Annotated in this window: 15 protein-coding genes; 4 read left to right on the plus strand and 11 right to left on the minus strand. The window is 73.6% G+C overall.

Annotated elements, in window-relative coordinates; translation table 11 throughout:
• Positions 1-45: 45 nt before the first annotated feature.
• Entirely contained in the window at positions 46-1,305 is a 1,260-nt protein-coding gene (locus ACFFKU_RS12155; protein ID WP_380138267.1) for an acyltransferase family protein, read from the plus strand.
• On the plus strand, positions 1,283-2,245 hold the full coding sequence (locus ACFFKU_RS12160; protein ID WP_380138268.1) for a DUF3866 family protein: 963 nt from the start codon (positions 1,283-1,285) through the stop codon (positions 2,243-2,245). Before ACFFKU_RS12155 ends, ACFFKU_RS12160 begins: the two co-directional genes overlap by 23 nt.
• Positions 2,246-2,466: 221 nt before the next feature.
• Here the strand turns inward: ACFFKU_RS12160 and ACFFKU_RS12165 are convergent, their stop codons facing one another.
• The 10 genes from ACFFKU_RS12165 to ACFFKU_RS12210 form a co-directional block, all read right to left on the minus strand.
• Positions 2,467-2,844 (minus strand): FKBP-type peptidyl-prolyl cis-trans isomerase, encoded by a 378-nt coding sequence (locus ACFFKU_RS12165; RefSeq protein ID WP_380138270.1) that lies wholly within the window; start codon positions 2,842-2,844, stop codon positions 2,467-2,469.
• Between the two features lie 59 nt (positions 2,845-2,903).
• Positions 2,904-3,947 (minus strand): FKBP-type peptidyl-prolyl cis-trans isomerase, encoded by a 1,044-nt coding sequence (locus ACFFKU_RS12170; RefSeq protein ID WP_380138272.1) that lies wholly within the window; start codon positions 3,945-3,947, stop codon positions 2,904-2,906.
• A gap of 48 nt (positions 3,948-3,995) precedes the next feature.
• Positions 3,996-5,357, minus strand: coding sequence for a Pup--protein ligase (gene pafA, locus ACFFKU_RS12175; protein WP_380138274.1), 1,362 nt, complete (start codon positions 5,355-5,357; stop codon positions 3,996-3,998).
• A gap of 53 nt (positions 5,358-5,410) precedes the next feature.
• Positions 5,411-6,145, minus strand: coding sequence for a proteasome subunit alpha (prcA, locus tag ACFFKU_RS12180; protein WP_380138276.1), 735 nt, complete (start codon positions 6,143-6,145; stop codon positions 5,411-5,413).
• Complete coding sequence (gene prcB, locus ACFFKU_RS12185) at positions 6,142-7,008, minus strand: proteasome subunit beta (protein ID WP_380138278.1); 867 nt, start codon at positions 7,006-7,008, stop codon at positions 6,142-6,144. The genes prcA and prcB overlap by 4 nt, the downstream gene beginning before the upstream one ends.
• Positions 7,009-7,143: 135 nt before the next feature.
• Positions 7,144-7,335: a ubiquitin-like protein Pup gene (locus tag ACFFKU_RS12190; RefSeq protein ID WP_380138280.1), complete on the minus strand. Its 192-nt coding sequence runs from the start codon at positions 7,333-7,335 to the stop codon at positions 7,144-7,146.
• 150 nt (positions 7,336-7,485) lie between these two features.
• Complete coding sequence (dop, locus tag ACFFKU_RS12195) at positions 7,486-9,108, minus strand: depupylase/deamidase Dop (protein WP_380138282.1); 1,623 nt, start codon at positions 9,106-9,108, stop codon at positions 7,486-7,488.
• A 27-nt stretch (positions 9,109-9,135) separates the two neighbouring features.
• The gene (locus ACFFKU_RS12200; protein ID WP_380138284.1) at positions 9,136-10,332 is read right to left on the minus strand and encodes an ABC transporter permease; all 1,197 of its coding nucleotides are present in this window, start codon (positions 10,330-10,332) and stop codon (positions 9,136-9,138) included.
• Positions 10,329-11,063, minus strand: coding sequence for an ABC transporter ATP-binding protein (locus ACFFKU_RS12205; RefSeq protein WP_380138286.1), 735 nt, complete (start codon positions 11,061-11,063; stop codon positions 10,329-10,331). The genes ACFFKU_RS12200 and ACFFKU_RS12205 overlap by 4 nt, the downstream gene beginning before the upstream one ends.
• On the minus strand, positions 11,060-12,469 hold the full coding sequence (locus ACFFKU_RS12210) for an efflux RND transporter periplasmic adaptor subunit (protein ID WP_380138288.1): 1,410 nt from the start codon (positions 12,467-12,469) through the stop codon (positions 11,060-11,062). Before ACFFKU_RS12210 ends, ACFFKU_RS12205 begins: the two co-directional genes overlap by 4 nt.
• A 72-nt stretch (positions 12,470-12,541) precedes the next feature.
• Between ACFFKU_RS12210 and ACFFKU_RS12215 the strand changes: the two genes are divergently transcribed.
• A complete protein-coding gene (locus ACFFKU_RS12215; RefSeq protein WP_380138290.1) occupies positions 12,542-13,144 on the plus strand; it encodes an NUDIX domain-containing protein in 603 nt (200 codons plus the stop codon).
• A 95-nt stretch (positions 13,145-13,239) separates the two neighbouring features.
• Positions 13,240-14,250 (plus strand): acyltransferase family protein, encoded by a 1,011-nt coding sequence (locus ACFFKU_RS12220; RefSeq protein ID WP_380138292.1) that lies wholly within the window; start codon positions 13,240-13,242, stop codon positions 14,248-14,250.
• A gap of 118 nt (positions 14,251-14,368) precedes the next feature.
• Here ACFFKU_RS12220 and arc read toward each other — a convergent pair whose 3' ends face one another.
• Positions 14,369-16,075 (minus strand): proteasome ATPase, encoded by a 1,707-nt coding sequence (arc, locus tag ACFFKU_RS12225; protein ID WP_432499755.1) that lies wholly within the window; start codon positions 16,073-16,075, stop codon positions 14,369-14,371.
• Positions 16,076-16,111: the final 36 nt, after the last annotated feature.

Here is a 16,111-nt window from a genome sequence, read left to right on the forward strand (position 1 = left end):
CCGCGACGGCTCCGGGCACCCGCCCTTGTGGCCGATGATGGTGACGTGCCGTCCGCTTCCCCCCGCCCTGCGTCACCGGGCGGGGGTGGCGCCGGGGGGCGGGCGCCCTTCCTGGACGTCGCTCGCGGCCTGGCCATCCTGCTGGTGGTCCTGCACCACTCGGTGATCTTCGTGGACGCGGCCCACCTCCTGCCCCCCGCCTGGCGCGTCGTCAACGACGAGCTCGTCGTGCTGCGGATGCCGCTCTTCTTCGCCGTGTCGGGGGTGCTGGCCGCCTCGGCGGCCCGACGCCCCTGGCGCGAGGTCCTCCGGCACCGGCTGGCTCTGCTGGGCTGGTTGTTCCTGGTCTGGTCGCTGCTGCGCTTCGTCTGGTTCTCCCTCGTCCCGCAGACCCTCAACCCGGCCGAGACCGCGACCCTCGCACCCTTGGTGTGGACGCCGCTGCTGCCGGTCACCGGCCTCTGGTACCTCTACGCGATCGGCCTCTTCACCGTGCTGGCCCGGCTGCCCGGACGTCGGGCCCCGTGGCTGCTGGCCCCGGCCGCGCTGCTGTCCCTGGCCGAGAACCTAGGCCTGCTCGCGCTGCTGCCCAACTATGCCTGGCACCAGATGGCCCGGTGCTTCGTCTTCTTCCTCCTCGGTTGGTGCCTCAAGCGGACGGTGCTGGCCGCGTTCTCCCGGGCCCCCGGCGAACTCCTCGCCCTCGTGGTCGTGGTGGCCGGGGTGGTCCTCGTCCAGGACGCCCGCGGGACCTTCGCCCACCCAGCGCTGCAGCTGCCGATCAGCGTCCTCGCCATCGCCGGGGGGCTGGCCCTGGCCGCGCTGCTGGTCGCCGTCCCGACGACGGCCCGACTGGCCGCCGGCTCCGGCTGGCTGGGCCGGCGCACCCTGCCCGTCTACCTCACCCACGAGTGGGTGGTCGGGGGGCTGACCGCGGTGGCCGCCGTCGCGCTGAGCACGCCCTCGGCGTGGCTGCCGCTGCTCTGGGTGCCCCCGGCCGTGGTCCTGCCCCTGCTGCTGCACACCGCCGTGCGCCGGGCCGGGGTCGGCGGCCTGTACAACCTGCCCGCCCGGCGCCCGGGGCGACGCCGCGCACTAGGGTTCCCGGATGCTCCCGGACCCCGCGACGACCACCGTTCCCGCCGTGCGGTGGCGCTCGGCGGTCGTGACGGAGGTCCGGGTCGGCTGGCCGGGGGCGGTCGAGTGCTCGGCCCGGCTGGACGACGCTGCCCCGCCTGCGGAACGGGGCACGACGGTCCGGGCGCTGGCCTTCCCCGACCTCGTGGGGCGACCTGCCCCCGGTGACCGGGTCCTGCTGAACACCTCGGCGCTGGCCCGCGGGCTGGGCACCGGGGGGTACGCCCTCGTCGTCGCCCTGCCCGACCGGCTCCCCGCCGATCCGGTCGCCGGCCCCGGGCACCTGGTCAAGGCCCGCTACACGCCGCTGCAGGCCATGGTCCTCGGGGTCGACGAGCAGGAGTCCGAGCACCACGCGACCCTCGCCGACGCCGACGACCTGGGCGGGATGCCGGTGGTCGTGGCCGACCTGCACTCGGCGCTGCCCGCGGTCGTGGCCGGGATCCGGCTGCGGGCTCCCGGTGCGCGGATCGCCTACGTCCTCAGCGACGGCGGGGCGTTGCCGGCCGCGTTCTCCCGGGCCGTCGCCGGCCTGCGCGACGCGGGGGCGCTGGCTGCGTGCATCTCCACCGGGCAGAGCTTCGGGGGCGACCTCGAGGCCGCCACGCTGCACACCGGGTTGTTGGCCGCCCGCCTGGTCGTGGGGGCCGACGTGGCCGTCGTCGCCCAGGGGCCCGGCAACCTCGGCACGGGGTCGCGGTGGGGCTTCTCCGGGGTCGCGGCCGGTGAGGCCGTCAACGCCGCGGGGGTGCTGCGCGGACGACCGGTCGCGGCCCTGCGGGTCTCCGAGGCCGACGCCCGGCTGCGGCACCGCGGCGTCTCCCACCACACCCTGACCGCGATCGGGCGGGTCGCGCTGACCCCGTGCGACGTCGTCGTGCCGGACTCCCCGGGGGAGTTCTGGGACGGGGTCCGTCGGCAGGCCGCCGACCTTTCCCGCTCCCCCGCCCGGCACCGGGTCGTCGAGGTCGACGTGACCGGCCTGGACGACGCGCTGGCCGCGAGCCCGGTCCGGCTCTCCACCATGGGTCGGGGGCTCGCCGAGGACCGGGCCGCGTTCGTCGCCGCCGGGACCGCGGGGCTGCACGCCGCGGCGCTGCTCGGCTGAGGGTCCCCCCGCCCCGGACGCCGCCCCCTCCTGTTCCGTCCCTGTTTCGGCCCCGGTCCCGTCCCGTGCCCGTCGAGGTGATGCGCGTGGGACGCCTGTCCGTCGGGGCGTGGTTCGTCTGTGGGTGCAGTTCTCCGTGTGGAGACTTACGGCTCGTTAACCTAATACAAGTCAAGCGCACCGGAGAAAGGCCGGCCCGATCCGGGCCGGCCCTCTCTGGTTCAGCTGACGTCGACCAGGTCGACCACGAAGATCAGGGTCTCGCCCGGCTTGATGACGGCGCCCGCCCCGCGGTCGCCGTACCCCAGGTGCGGCGGGATGACGATCTTGCGGCGGCCGCCGACCTTCATGCCCACGATCCCCTCGTCCCAACCCCGGATGACCATGCCGGCCCCGAGCGGGAAGTCCAGCGGCTGGCCACGGTTCCAGGAGGCGTCGAACTCCTCACCGGTGCTGAAGGCCACGCCCACGTAGTGCGCGGAGACGGTCCGGCCGGGGGTGGCCTCGGTCCCCTCCCCCACGACCTCGTCGGTGATCTGGAGCTCGGTGGGCGGCTCGCCCTCGGGGAAGTCGATCTCGGGCTTGCTGCGATCGGTCACGAAGAGTCCTCTGCTCGGGTGTGGTCGTGGTCCGGCTCCGCCGACGGGTCGGCGGTCGGTCAGTAGGCGTCGAGGATGTCGACGACGAAGATCAGGGTGCCGGTCGGGCGGCCGCTGGAGGCGTCGGTGCCGTAGGCCTGGTCGGCCGGGATGACGAGCAGGACGCGGCTGCCGACGGTCTTGCCGACGAGCCCCTTGTCCCAGCCCTGGATGACGCGACCGGCACCGATGACGGTGGTGAAGGGCTGGGTCTCCCAGGAGCTCTCGAAGACCTTGCCGTCGATGGTCGCGCCGACATACTGCATGACCACCGTCTGCCCGGACGCGACGACCGGGCCGGTACCGGTGAGCAGGTCCTGGGCGATGGTGTCGGCGGGCGCCTTGACCGCCTCGGAGATCCCGGAGACGTCGAAGCCCGTCGGCCGGTCGTCGGTCAGCGTGACCTTGGGGAGGTCGGCCGGGACGTCGGTCACGGGCGCGCCGTCGGCCGCCGTGCGGGTCTTCTCGGCCGCGATGATGTCGGCCACCAGCACGAACGTGGTGTTCGCGTCGTACTGCTCGCCGAAGTTGGTGGCCGAGGTGCCGAACCCGTCGGTGGGGCTGATCGCGACCACGACGCGGTCGCCGACCTTGCTGCCGACGAACCCCGAGGCGATCCCCCGGGTGATCTGGCTCATCGCGAACCGCGGCCGGGTCGGGCCGTCGTAGCTGGAGTCGACCTGCTGACCGTCGCTGCCGCCGTAGAGCGCGTAGTTGAACGTCACGGTGTCGTCGAGGGTCACCTCGGGTCCGGTCCCGGCGGTGACGACCTTCTTCACCGTCTTCTCGACCGACAGCGGGGTGGTGATCTGGGTCTCCGGCGCCGCGCCGGCCGCCCCGCTCACCGTGACCGCCAGGCTGTCGTCGACGGGGGCGGCGGTGACCTCGGTGGCCGCCGACGTCGCCGAGGAACTGGCCGAGGACGCCGACTCCTGAGGGGTCTGGTCCGGTTCGGACGCGCACGAACCCAGCGTCAGGGCGAGGGCCGCGGCGGCGGCGACGGACAGGGCGGCACGACGGCGGGACACGAGGAACCTTTCGGGGACGACGGCGATCTCGGCCACCCTAACGGCGCAGGCTGGGTGCGGCCTGTCACCGCCGGACCCGGCCGGTCACATGGAGTCGATGAGCCGTTCCACGCGATCGTCGACCGATTTGAACGGGTCCTTGCAGAGCACGGTGCGCTGGGCCTGGTCGTTGAGCTTGAGGTGCACCCAGTCCACGGTGAAGTCGCGGCGCTTCTCCTGCGCGGCGCGCACGAAGTCCCCGCGCAGCTTGGCCCGGGTGGTCTGCGGCGGGACGCTGAGCGCCTCGAACACCTCGATGTCGGAGCAGACCCGCTCGACCATCCCGCGGTTGGCGAGCAGGTAGTGCAGCCCCCGGCCCCGGTGGATGTCGTGATAGGCGAGGTCGAGCCGGGCGATGCGGGCCGAGGTCAGCGGGAGGTCGTGCTTGGCCATGTAGCGGTCGAGCAGCTTGCGCTTGATGACCCAGTCGACCTCGCGGTCGACCAGGGAGAGGTCGTCGCTCTCGACCGCGCGCAGCGCCCGCTCCCAGAGGTCGAGGACCCGCTTCACGGTCGGGGTGTGCAGGCCGCGGTCCTCGACGAACTCCTTGGCCTTCATGAGGTACTCGCCCTGAATCTCCAGGGCCGAGGCCTCCCGCCCGTTGGCGAGGCGGACCGGCTTGCGTCCGGTGAGGTCGTGGCTGATCTCCCGGATCGCCCGGATCGGGTTCTCCATCGTCATCTCGCGCAGGACGACGCCCTCCTCGACCATCCGCAGCACGAGGTCGGTGGCGCCGACCTTGAGCATGGTGGTCGTCTCGGACATGTTGGAGTCGCCGACGATGACGTGCAGGCGCCGGTAGCGCTCGGCGTCGGCGTGCGGCTCGTCGCGGGTGTTGATGATGGGGCGCGAGCGGGTCGTCGCCGAGGAGACGCCCTCCCAGATGTGGTCGGCCCGCTGCGAGAGCGAGTAGACCGCCCCCCGCGGGGTCTGCACGACCTTGCCCGCCCCGCAGATGAGCTGGCGGCTGACCAAGAACGGGATCAGGACGTCGGAGAGCCGCCCGAACTCCCCGTGCCGGGAGACGAGGTAGTTCTCGTGGCAGCCGTAGGAGTTGCCCGCCGAGTCGGTGTTGTTCTTGAAGAGGAAGACCTCCCCGGAGATGCCCTCCTCCTCCAGGCGCCGCTCGGCGTCGGTCAGCAGCCCCTCCAGGGTGCGCTCCCCCGCCCGGTCGTGGACCACGAGCTGGCGCACGTCGTCGCACTCGGCGGTCGCGTACTCGGGGTGCGAACCGACGTCGAGGTAGAGCCGGGCGCCGTTGCGCAGGAAGACGTTGCTGGACCTGCCCCAGGAGACGACCTTGCGGAACAGGTACCGGGCCACCTCGTCCGGGGACAGCTTGCGCTGCCCCTCGAAGGCGCACGTGACCCCGAACTCGGTCTCCAGTCCGAAGATTCGGCGCTCCATCTGCTCACCTTAGGCACACGCACGGGCGCACGGCGGTCGGAACGCGCCGCGGCTCACCCCTCGGTCGCGGGGGCCTCCGGCGCGGCGAGCATGCGGGAGAGCACGGGGGCGGTGAGCCGGCGGAACGTCCGGCCCTCGCGCGTCCGGTCGAGCAGGGCGACCTCGAGGTTCTCCGGGGAGATGCTACGGACCCGACCGGGGGCGCCGTTCTCCCCCGCCTGGTCGGAGCCCAGGGCCTCGACCGCGAGGCGCAGGGCCTCCTCGGTGGAGAGCCCGGGCGACCAGCGGTCGCGCAACTTGGCCGCGATCTGCTCGGCCGAGCCGCCCATGGCGACCCAGCCGTGCTCATCGGCCACCGAGCCGTCGTAGGTGAGGCGGTAGATCTGGTCGGAGCCCTCCTGCTGCCCGACCTCGGCGACGACCAGCTCGACCTCGTAGGGCTTGGACTCGGTCGTGAAGATCGCCCCGAGGGTCTGCGCGTAGGCGTTGGCCAGACCCCGGGCGGTCACGTCGGAACGGTCGTAGGAGTAGCCGCGCAGGTCGGCGTAGCGGACGCCCGCGACCCGCAGGTTCTCGAACTCGTTGTACTTGCCGACGGCGGCGAAGGCGACGCGGTCGTAGATCTCGGAGACCTTGTGCAGCGCCCGGGAGGCGTTCTCGGAGGCGAAGAGGATGCCGGCCGCGTGGGCGACGACCACGACCGCGCGACCGCGGGCGATCCCCTTGCGCGCGTAGTCGGCCTTGTCCTTCATCAGCTGCTCGGGCGAGACGTAGAACGGCATGCTCATCGCAGCTCACCCCCGTCCAGACGTCCCCCGGGGTTCCCGGTGCGCCGGGCCACCACCGCCTCCACGACCGTGCCCAGCTCCGCCTCGGGAACCCGCTGGTACCCGTCGGCGGTGACGACCGCGACGACCGGCCAGATCCGGCGCAGCAGGTCCGGCCCGCCGGTCGCGGAGTCGTCGTCGGCCGCGTCCCACAGCGCCTCGACCGCGACCCGGATCGCCTCCGCGGCGTCCAGCCCGGGCCGGTACAGCTTCTTCAGCGCGCCGCGGGCGAACACCGACCCCGAGCCGACGGCGTGGTGGTCCTGCTCCTCGTAGCGACCCCCGGTCACGTCGTAGCCGACGATCCGGCCGCGTCCCTCGTCGAGGTCGAACCCGGCGAAGAGGGGCACGACCGCGAGGCCCTGCATGGCCAGGCCCAGGTTGTTGCGGATCATGGCCGAGAGCCGGTTCGCCTTGCCCTCGAAGGACATCAGGGTGCCCTCGAGCTTCTCGAAGTGCTCGAGCTCGACCTGGAAGAGGCGGACCATCTCCAACGCCAGCCCGGCCGTCCCGGCGATCCCCACGCAGGAGTGCTGGTCGGCCGGGAAGACCTTCTCGATGTCGCGCTGGGCGATCATCGGCCCGGCGGTGGCCCGGCGGTCACCGGCCATGACCACCCCGCCCGCGCAGACGATGGACACGATCGTCGTGGCGTGCGGCGGCTGCCCGGCCCCGGGGCCGCCGGTCGGCAGGGCACCCCCGGCCGGGGTCCGGCGCGCGCCCGGCAGGACGTCGGGAGCGTGCTCGCGGACGAAGTCGCTGAAGGACGACGACCCCGGCGTGAAGTACGCCGCGGGGAGACGTCCGAAGGGGTCCAGGCTCACCTTCGCGACCCTACCCGGGGGCCCCGACACGGGCCGCTCCGACCACGCCGGGCCGATCACGCGGCGGGCACGCAGAACCGCCCGCCCCCCGTGGAGGGGGGCGGGCGGCGTCGGGTCAGGGGTGCGCGCAGGGCGTCACTGCCCGCCCTTCTGCACGAAGCTGCGGACGAACTCCTCGGAGTTGCTCTCCAGGACCTCGTCGATCTCGTCCAGCAGGGAGTCCACGTCCTCGTCGCGCGTCTGCGCGCTCTTCTGCGTCGGGATGGCGGGCGCCTCGTCGGGCTCGTCCTCGCGACGGCTCGGTCGCTGCTGCTCGTGTCCAGGCATCCGGGCTACCCCCATTTCTGGCTGCGGGCCGTGCCGGCCCGGTCCGGTCACCATAACCCCGCGGCCCCCGCGCGGCGCGAGAGATCGCCAGGCGCGCCCCGCACGGATCCACCGCCCCGGGACCCACCCCCCGGACCCACCCGCCGAGACTCACCCCCCGGTGAGCGCGTCGACCAGTTCCTCGGCGCTGCGGCAGCGGTCGAGCAGGGCCCCCACGTGGGCGCGCGTGCCGCGCAACGGTTCCAGGGTCGGCACCCGCTGCAGGGCCCCCCGGCCGGGCACGTCGAAGATCACCGAGTCCCAGCTCGCGGCCGCCACCCGCGGTCCGTAGCGGGCCAGGCACTCGCCGCGGAAGTAGGCGCGCGTGTCGACCGGCGGGTGGTCGACGGCCTCGGCGATCTCGGCGTCGGTCAGCAAGCGCTCGACCTGGCCCCGCTCGGCGAGGCGGTGGTAGAGGCCCTTCTCCGGGCGCAGGTCCGACCACTGCAGGTCGATCGCCTGCAGCCGCGCGTTGTCCCAGTCCAGGCCGTCGCGCGAGCGGTACCCCTCGAGCAGGCGCAGCTTGGCCACCCAGTCCAGCTCGCGCGCGGCCGCGAACACGTCCCGGCGCAGCGTGTCCAGCACCGCGCCCCAGCGCCGCAGCACCTCGGCGGTGTCGGTGTCCGGCTCGGCACCGTCGCGCGCGACGTAGGCGCGGGCGGCCTCCAGGTAGACCTCCTGCAGGTCCAGGGCGCTGAGACGACGACCGTCGCGCAGCCGGACGAGCCGGGTCAGCCCCGGGTCGTGGGAGACCTCGTGCAGTGCGCGCACCGGTTCCGAGAGCAGCAGGTCCCCGGCCGGGGAGTCCTCCAGCCAGCCGTCCTCGAGCATGGCCAGCACCAGGGAGGTGGTGCCGACCTTGAGCAGTGTCGCGACCTCGCAGAGCGTCGCGTCGCCGACGATGACGTGCAGGCGGCGGTACTTGTCGGCGCTGGCGTGCGGCTCGTCGCGGGTGTTGATGATCGGCCGCTTCATGGTCGTCTCCAGGCCGACCTCGACCTCGAAGAAGTCCGCCCGCTGCGAGACCTGGAACCCTGGGCGGGTCGAGTCCTGACCGATGCCGACCCGGCCCGCCCCGGTGAACACCTGCCGGGAGACGAAGAACGGGATGAGGTGGCGCACGACCGAGGAGAACGGCGTCGAGCGCTTCATCAGGTAGTTCTCGTGGGTGCCGTAGGAGGCGCCCTTGCCGTCGGTGTTGTTCTTGTACAGCGTGACCGGCTGCAGGCCGGGGCTCGCCGCGATCCGGCGCATCGACTCCAGCACGATCCGGTCGCCCGCCTTGTCGAAGCGGACCGCCTCGCGCGGGGTCAACGTCTCCGGGGAGGAGTACTCCGGGTGGGCGTGGTCGACGTAGAGCCGGGCCCCGTTGGTCAGGATGACGTTGGCCATGGTCGGGTCCTCGACCTCGGCCGAGGCCACGTCGGAGGCGTTGGGGGTGGCCCGCCGTCGCGGGTCACCGCCGTCGCGCGCCGACGCCCGCCGGCCGGGCTCGTCGGTCAGCTGGTCGGGGTGGGCCCGGGACCGTTCGATCTCGTAGCCGCGCGCGTCGCGCAGCGGGGCCTCGTCCTCGTAGTCCCAGCGGGCCCGCAACCCCTTCCCCAGCGTCCCCGGCCCGCCCTGGGCGTAGGCGTTGACCACCTGGGCGCTGAGCAGCATCGGGTTGGCCCCGGGATCGCCCGGCACCGAGATGCCGTACTCGGTCTCGAGCCCTGTGACCCGGCGAACACTCACCCGAACGACCCTACGGGGCGCCCGTCGTCAGTCGGTGCGCAGGGCGACGACCGGGTCGAGCCGTCCGGCCCGCCGCGCCGGGAACACGCCGAAGAAGATGCCGACCGCCGCCGAGACCACGAAGGCGACCACCGGGCTCCACCACTCGATCGCCGCGGGCAACGGGGAGACCTGGTTGATCAGCAACGACCCGCCGACGCCGATCGCGATGCCGAGCAGTCCCCCGACGCTGGTCAGCACGACGGCCTCGACGAGGAACTGCACGAGGATGTCGCGCTGGCGGGCGCCGAGGGCCTTGCGCAGGCCGATCTCGCGGGTCCGTTCTCGCACCGAGACCAGCATGATGTTGGACACCCCGACCCCGCCGACCAGCAACGAGATGCCCGCGATGGCCGCCAGCACCCCGGTCAGCAGGCCGAGGATGTCGCCGATCACCCCGAGGATCTGGGTCTGGGTGACCGCGCTGAACTCCTGGTCGGGGTGCTGGTCCTTCATCGCCCGCCACAGCCGTTCGGCGAGCGCCGGGACGTCGGCGGAGCTCGGGGCCTTGACCGCGTAGGCGTCGACGCGGTCGACGCCGAAGAGGCGTTGGGCGACGGTGATGGGCAGGTGCACCTCGTTGTCCTGGCTGACGCCGAAGCTCTCCCCCTGCTCGGCGAGGACGCCGACGACGCGGAAGCGGGTGCCGGAGACGGTGATCTGGCGGCCGAGGGGGTCGCCCTGGCCGAACAGGACCTCGGCGGTGCGGGAGCCGATGACGGCGACGCGGCGCCGGGTGTCGACGTCGGCGGAGGTGAAGAACTCGCCCTCGGCGACGGGGCGGTTGAACACCTCGGGGAGGTTCTGGTCGGAGCCCTGGACGGTGATGAAGGCCTCGCGGGAGCCGGCGCGGACCTCGGCGGCGGAGCTGACCCGGGCGGTGACGGCGTCCTCGGAGCCCACGACGCGTTCGAGGGCCTGGGCGTCGTCGAGGGTCATCGGGGAGATGGAGGGGCCGCCCTGGCCGGGGTTGGCGGTGTCGAAGCGGCCGGGGACGACAAGGATGAGGTTGGAGCCGAGGCCTTCGACCTGGGACTCGATCTGCTGGCGGGCGCCGGCGCCGATGGAGACGACGACGATGACGGCGGCGATGCCGATGATGACGCCGATCATGGTGAGCAGGGAGCGCAACCGGTTGGCGCGCAGCGCGTCGAGGGCGACGCGGAACGACTCGAGGACGTTCACGCGGTCTCCTCCGCGGCGTGGCGGGGGGTGGGGGCGGCGCTGTCGGACTCGACGAGGCCGTCGCGGACGCGGACCTGGCGGCGGGCGCGGCCGGCGACCTCGTCGTCGTGGGTGACGAGGACGACCGCGACGCCGCGTTCGGCGTTGAGCTCCTCGAGGATGCGCATGACCTCGGCGCCGTTGCGGGTGTCGAGGTTCCCGGTGGGTTCGTCGGCGAGCAGGATCCGGGGGCGGGAGACGAGGGCGCGGGCGATGGCGACGCGTTGCTGCTCGCCGCCGGACATCTGGTTGGGGCGGTGGTCGAGGCGGTGGCCGAGGTTGACGGCGCGCAGGGCGGCCTCGGCCCGGTCGTGCCGTTCGGCGCGGGGGGTGCCGGCGTAGACGAGGGGGAGCATGACGTTGGCCATGGCGCTCTGCCGGGGCAGCAGCTGGAAGGACTGGAAGACGAAGCCGATCTCGGCGTTGCGCAGGGCGGCGAGGTCGGTGTCGGAGAGGTCGCCGATGTCGCGGCCGCCGACGCGCAGGACGCCGGAGGTGGGGCGGTCGAGGCATCCGAGCAGGTGCATGAGGGTGGACTTGCCGGAGCCGGAGGGGCCGACGATGGCGGCGTACTCGCCGTCGGAGACGGTGAAGCTGACGCCGCGCAGGGCGTCGACGACGGTGCCGCCGAGGTCGTAGCTGCGGGTCACGTCCACGGCCTCGATGGCGGCGCCGGGCGTGGGGGTGCTCACGGGAGGGCTTCGCCGTCGGTGAGGGCGTCCTGGCCGTCGACGACGACGCGCTCGTCGGCCTGCAGGCCGGTGTCGATCTGGACGGTGTCCTCGCCGCGGAGGCCGACGGTGACGGGGCGCAGCCGGGCGGTGCCGCCGTCGTCGACCCAGACGGCGTCCCCGGTGCCGCCGGCGGCGCGGACGACGGCGGAGGCGGGCACGCGCAGGGTGTTCTCGGCGCGGTCGACGACGAGGGCGACGAGGGCGCTCATGCCGGGCAGCGGGGCGGGGGCGGGGGTGCCGTCGGCGAGGGTGCCCCCGTCGTAGCTGAGCCGGGCGGTGTAGGTGACGCCGCCCCCGCCGGTGGAGGTGGGGCTGGGGTCGACGGTGGTGACGGTGCCGGTGTAGCGGGCGCCCTGGACGGCGTCGATGGTGACCTCGGCGGGGGTGCCGGGGGTGACGCTGAGGACGTCGGTCTCGTCGACGTCGGCGGTGAGGGTGAGGGTCGAGGCGTCGATGACGGTGAGCAGCCGGGTGCCGCTGCTGACGGGGGTGCCGGTGGTGAGGACGGGGGCGTCGGACCCGCTGCTGCCGCCGCCGCCGAGGGCGCCCTCGGGGATCTGCAGGCCGGAGCCGGCGAGGAGGTCGGAGGCGCCGGCGGGCAGCTGGGTGCCGCCGCTGGTGCCGGAGGCGGGGGCCAGGGAGACGCGTCCGGCGATGGGTGCGGTGACGGTGAGGGAGTCGACGGCGGCCTGGGCGACGGCGACGGCGGCGCGGGTCTGGACGCGTTGGGCGTCGGACAGCGAGCGCAGCGCGGTGTCGATGCCCTCCAGTCCGTTGCTGACCTGGGCGAGGAGGGCCTCGTTCTGGGCCTGCAGGAGGCGGTACTGGGTGCGGGCGGACTCGACGGTCGCGAGGGCCTGGTCGCGCTGGGCGGGGTCGGTGAGGGCGCGGGCCTGCTCCTCGGCGGTGCGGAAGCGTTCCTCGGCGTCCCGGTCGGCGTCGGCCTGGCGGCGGCGGAGCTCGCCGGTGGAGACGCCTCCCCCGCTGCCGGACCCGGCGGCGCGGGCGTCGGCGGCGCGGGCCTGCTCGAGCTGCTCGACGGCCTGGGGGGAGTCGATGCGCAGCAGGACCTGCCCGGCGGTCACCTCCTGGCCGTCGCCGACCTCCAGGGTGGCGACGGTGCCGCTGGCCCCGGCGCTGACCTCGGCCTGGGCGCGGGGCTGGACGGTGCCGGCGGCCTGGACGATCTCGCGGACCTCGCCGCGGGTGACGGTCGCGGTGCGGACCTCCTCGCCGGCGTCGGAGGTGCAGCCGGCCAGCAGGGCTCCCAGCAGCAGCCCGGCGAGCAGGGCGGTGGGGCGGGGCCGACCGGCGGGTCGGGGCCTGCCGGCGGGCAGGCGGAGGGTCCCGGGAACGGCGCGCATTTCCGCACCCTAAGCGGACCTGACCTTGGTGGCCTCCGCCGATGGGTGGGGGCGCCTGGGTACGGTCGGCGGATGGGGCGCGGGGGCACGACGGCGGACGGGACGGCCGGCGCGGGCGCGGAGCTGGTGCCCGTGCTCGACCCGCGGGCCCCGGTGAGGGCGGGGGCGGTCGTGGTCGACGTGCAGCCGCGGGCCCGGGTCCGGGCGGGGAACCTCCCCCACGCCGCGACCGCGGTCCTGCTGCGCGACGGTGCCGGGCGGGTCGCGGTGCACCGGCGGACCACGACCAAGGACGTCTACCCGGGGGCGCACGACGCGGTGGCCGGGGGTGTGGTGTGCGCCGGGGAGGATCCGGACGCGGCCGCCGCCCGGGAGCTCGCCGAGGAGCTGGGGGTCGGCGCCGGGGTGCTCCTGACGCCGCTGCGGCCCGTGCTGCGGCGCTGGTACCGCGACGACGTCACCCACTACCTGGCCTTCGCCTACGAGGCCTGGGTCGCGCCCGGGACGGAGCTGCGGGCCCAGCCCAGCGAGGTCGCCGAGGTGTGGTGGGAACCGGCGGTGCGGGTCCGGGAGCGGTTGGCCGATCCGGGGTGGGCGTTCGTCCCGGACACCCGGGCCCTGCTCGCCGCGTGGCCGGACTGGTGGAACGATCCGGGGGTCCCCGACGATCGTTGAACGGCTGAGGAGTTCTCCTGTCCACGACCGGCGCACCCGCCACCGACCCCCGCCCCGAGCCCCGGGTCCGCCGCGGGAGCGGTCGGCTCGGCTGGGTGGACACCGCCCGCGGCGCGGCGATCCTGCTGGTCGTGCTGCACCACGCGGTGGACCACACCGTGGACCTGCACCTGGGCCGCGGGCTCGGCGCCGAGGTGTGGACCGTGGTCAACGAGTCGCTGCGACTGGTGCGGCTGCCGCTGTTCTTCTTCCTCTCGGGGATGCTCGCGGAGCGCGCGGTGCGGCGGCCCTGGCGGGAGCTGCTGCCGGGCCGGATCGGCACCAACCTGTGGCTGTACCTGCTGTGGTCGACGATCGCGTTCGTCGTCCTGGCCCTGGTGCCCCTGCCGATGATCGGTTTCGGCGAGGACGTGCAGGCCTGGGCCCGCACGACGCTGTGGCTGCCGGTGACCAGCATCTGGTACCTGCTCGCGCTGGCGGTCTTCGTGGCCCTCGGCCGGGCGCTGCGTCCCGTGCCGACGGTCTGGCTGCTGATCGTGTCGGGCGCGCTGAGCTCGGCGATGGCCTCGGGGCCGCTGGTGCCGTGGTCGTTCGTCTGGAACGACATGATCATGCTGTTCGTGTTCTTCGCCGCGGGTCTGCGGCTGGCCGACCTGCCCCGGCGGTTCCTCGACCCCCGCCCCCGGGGGGCGACGACGGCGCTCTGGGTGATGGCGGGCGCCGCCGCCGCGGTGGTCACGACGCTGACGGGCGCCGCCGCGCTACCGGTGGTGCGGCTCGTGGTCGGGGCGGTCACGGTGGTGGGCGGGCTGGTCCTGGCGGCGCGGATCGCGGAGTCCGCCGTCGGTCGCGCCCTGGCCGCGGCCGGTCGGGACACCCTGGGGGTCTACGTCACCCACCAGATGGTCCTGGCCGGGCTGCTGACCGGGCTGGCCTGGGCCCTGGGCTCGCCCGGCCAGGCGTTGGACGACGCGCCGGAGGTCTGGTCCTGGATCGGGCCGGCGGTGCTGTTCGTGGGGGCGGTCGCGGTGTCGACGCCGCTGGGGCGGGCGCTGCGCGGGGTTCCCGGGGCGCTGGGGGCGCCGTGGCCCACCGCCCGTCGCTGACCCACCGGGACCGCCACGACGTCCGACGCCCCGGCCCCCCGCGAGCTGCGGGGGCCGGGGCGTCCGGACGGGTCGGTGCGGGTCGGTCCGGGTCGGTCGGGGTGGGGACCGGTGACCGTCAGAGGTACTGGCCGGTGTTGGCGACGGTGTCGATGGAACGACCCGCCTCCGTCCCCTTCTTGCCCTGCATGAGCGTGCGGATGAAGACGATCCGTTCGCCCTTCTTGCCCGAGATCCGCGCCCAGTCGTCGGGATTGGTGGTGTTGGGCAGGTCCTCGTTCTCCTTGAACTCGTCCACGCACGCACTCATCAGGTGGTCGACCCGCAGACCCCGCTGCTGCAGCGTGAGCAGGTCCTTGATCGCCATCTTCTTGGCCCGGTCGACGATGTTCTGGATCATCGCGCCGGAGTTGAAGTCCTTGTAGTACAGGACCTCCTTGTCGCCCCCGGCGTAGGTCACCTCGAGGAACTCGTTCTCGGGGCTCTCGGTGTACATGCGTTCCACCGTGGCCTGGATCATCGCGTCGACGGTCGGCTGCGGTTCCCCGTGCACCGCCAGGTCGTCGGCGTGCAGGGGCAGGTCCGGGGTCAGGTACTTGGCGAAGATCTCCCGGGCGCTCTCGGCGTCGGGGCGTTCGATCTTGATCTTCACGTCCAGACGACCGGGGCGGAGGATGGCCGGGTCGATCATGTCCTCGCGGTTGGAGGCCCCGATGACGATGACGTTCTCGAGCCGTTCCACGCCGTCCAGCTCGCTCAGCAGCTGCGGGACGATGGTCGTCTCGACGTCGGAGCTGACCCCGGAGCCGCGGGTGCGGAACAACGACTCCATCTCGTCGAAGAACACGACGACCGGGGTGCCCGTCGAGGCCTTCTCCCGGGCCCGGGCGAAGATCAGCCGGATGTGCCGCTCGGTCTCCCCGACGTACTTGTTGAGCAGCTCGGGGCCCTTGATGTTGAGGAAGTAGCTCTTGGCGTGGCTCTCCCCGCGCATCGAGGCGACCTTCTTGGCCAGCGAGTTCGCGACCGCCTTGGCGATGAGCGTCTTGCCGCAGCCGGGCGGGCCGTACAGCAGGATCCCCTTGGGCGGGCGCAACCCGTGCTCGCGGAACAGGTCGGCGTGCAGGAAGGGCAGTTCGACGGCGTCGCGGATCGCCTCGATCTGCGGCCCGAGCCCCCCGATGTCGGTGTAGTCGATGTCGGGGACCTCTTCGAGGACCAGCTCCTCGACCTCGGCCTTGGGGATGCGTTCGAAGGCGAACCCGGAGCGGGGGTCGACCATGAGGGAGTCCCCCACCCGCAACGGTCCGTCCATGAGGGGCCCGGCGAGGCGGACGACGCGTTCCTCGTCGGCGCGGGCCAGGATGAGCGCGCGCCCGTCGCCGAGGATCTCCTTGACGCTGGCCAGCTCCCCGACCCGCTCGAAGGCCAGGGCGGCGACCACGTTCATCGCCTCGTTGACCATGAGGTCCTGACCGGGCTGCAGGGAGTCCAGGTCCACCGAGGGGCTGACCGCCACCCGCATCCGCCGTCCGGCGCTCATCACGTCGGCGGTCCCCTCGCCCACGGCCTCCAGGAACGTGGCGAACTGGGCGGGGGGCTGCCCCAGCCGGTCCACCTCGGCCTTGAGCGAGACGATCTGGTCGCGGGCCTCGCGCAAGGTGGCGGCCAACCGGTCGTTCTGGGTGTTGACCTGGGACAACCGCGTGCGGGCCACGCTCAGCTGCTCCTCGAGCAGGGCGAGGTGGCGCGGGTCGCGTTCGGGGTGCGACCCGAAGCGTCGGTGCTCAGGGCGGTGCTGCTCGGGGCGGGACTCGTCGACCATGGGCGCATCTCCCTCGTGTCCGGCCGGTCACCCGGC

This window comes from Kineococcus gynurae, from assembly GCF_042433995.1.
GTDB lineage: Bacteria > Actinomycetota > Actinomycetes > Actinomycetales > Kineococcaceae > Kineococcus > Kineococcus gynurae.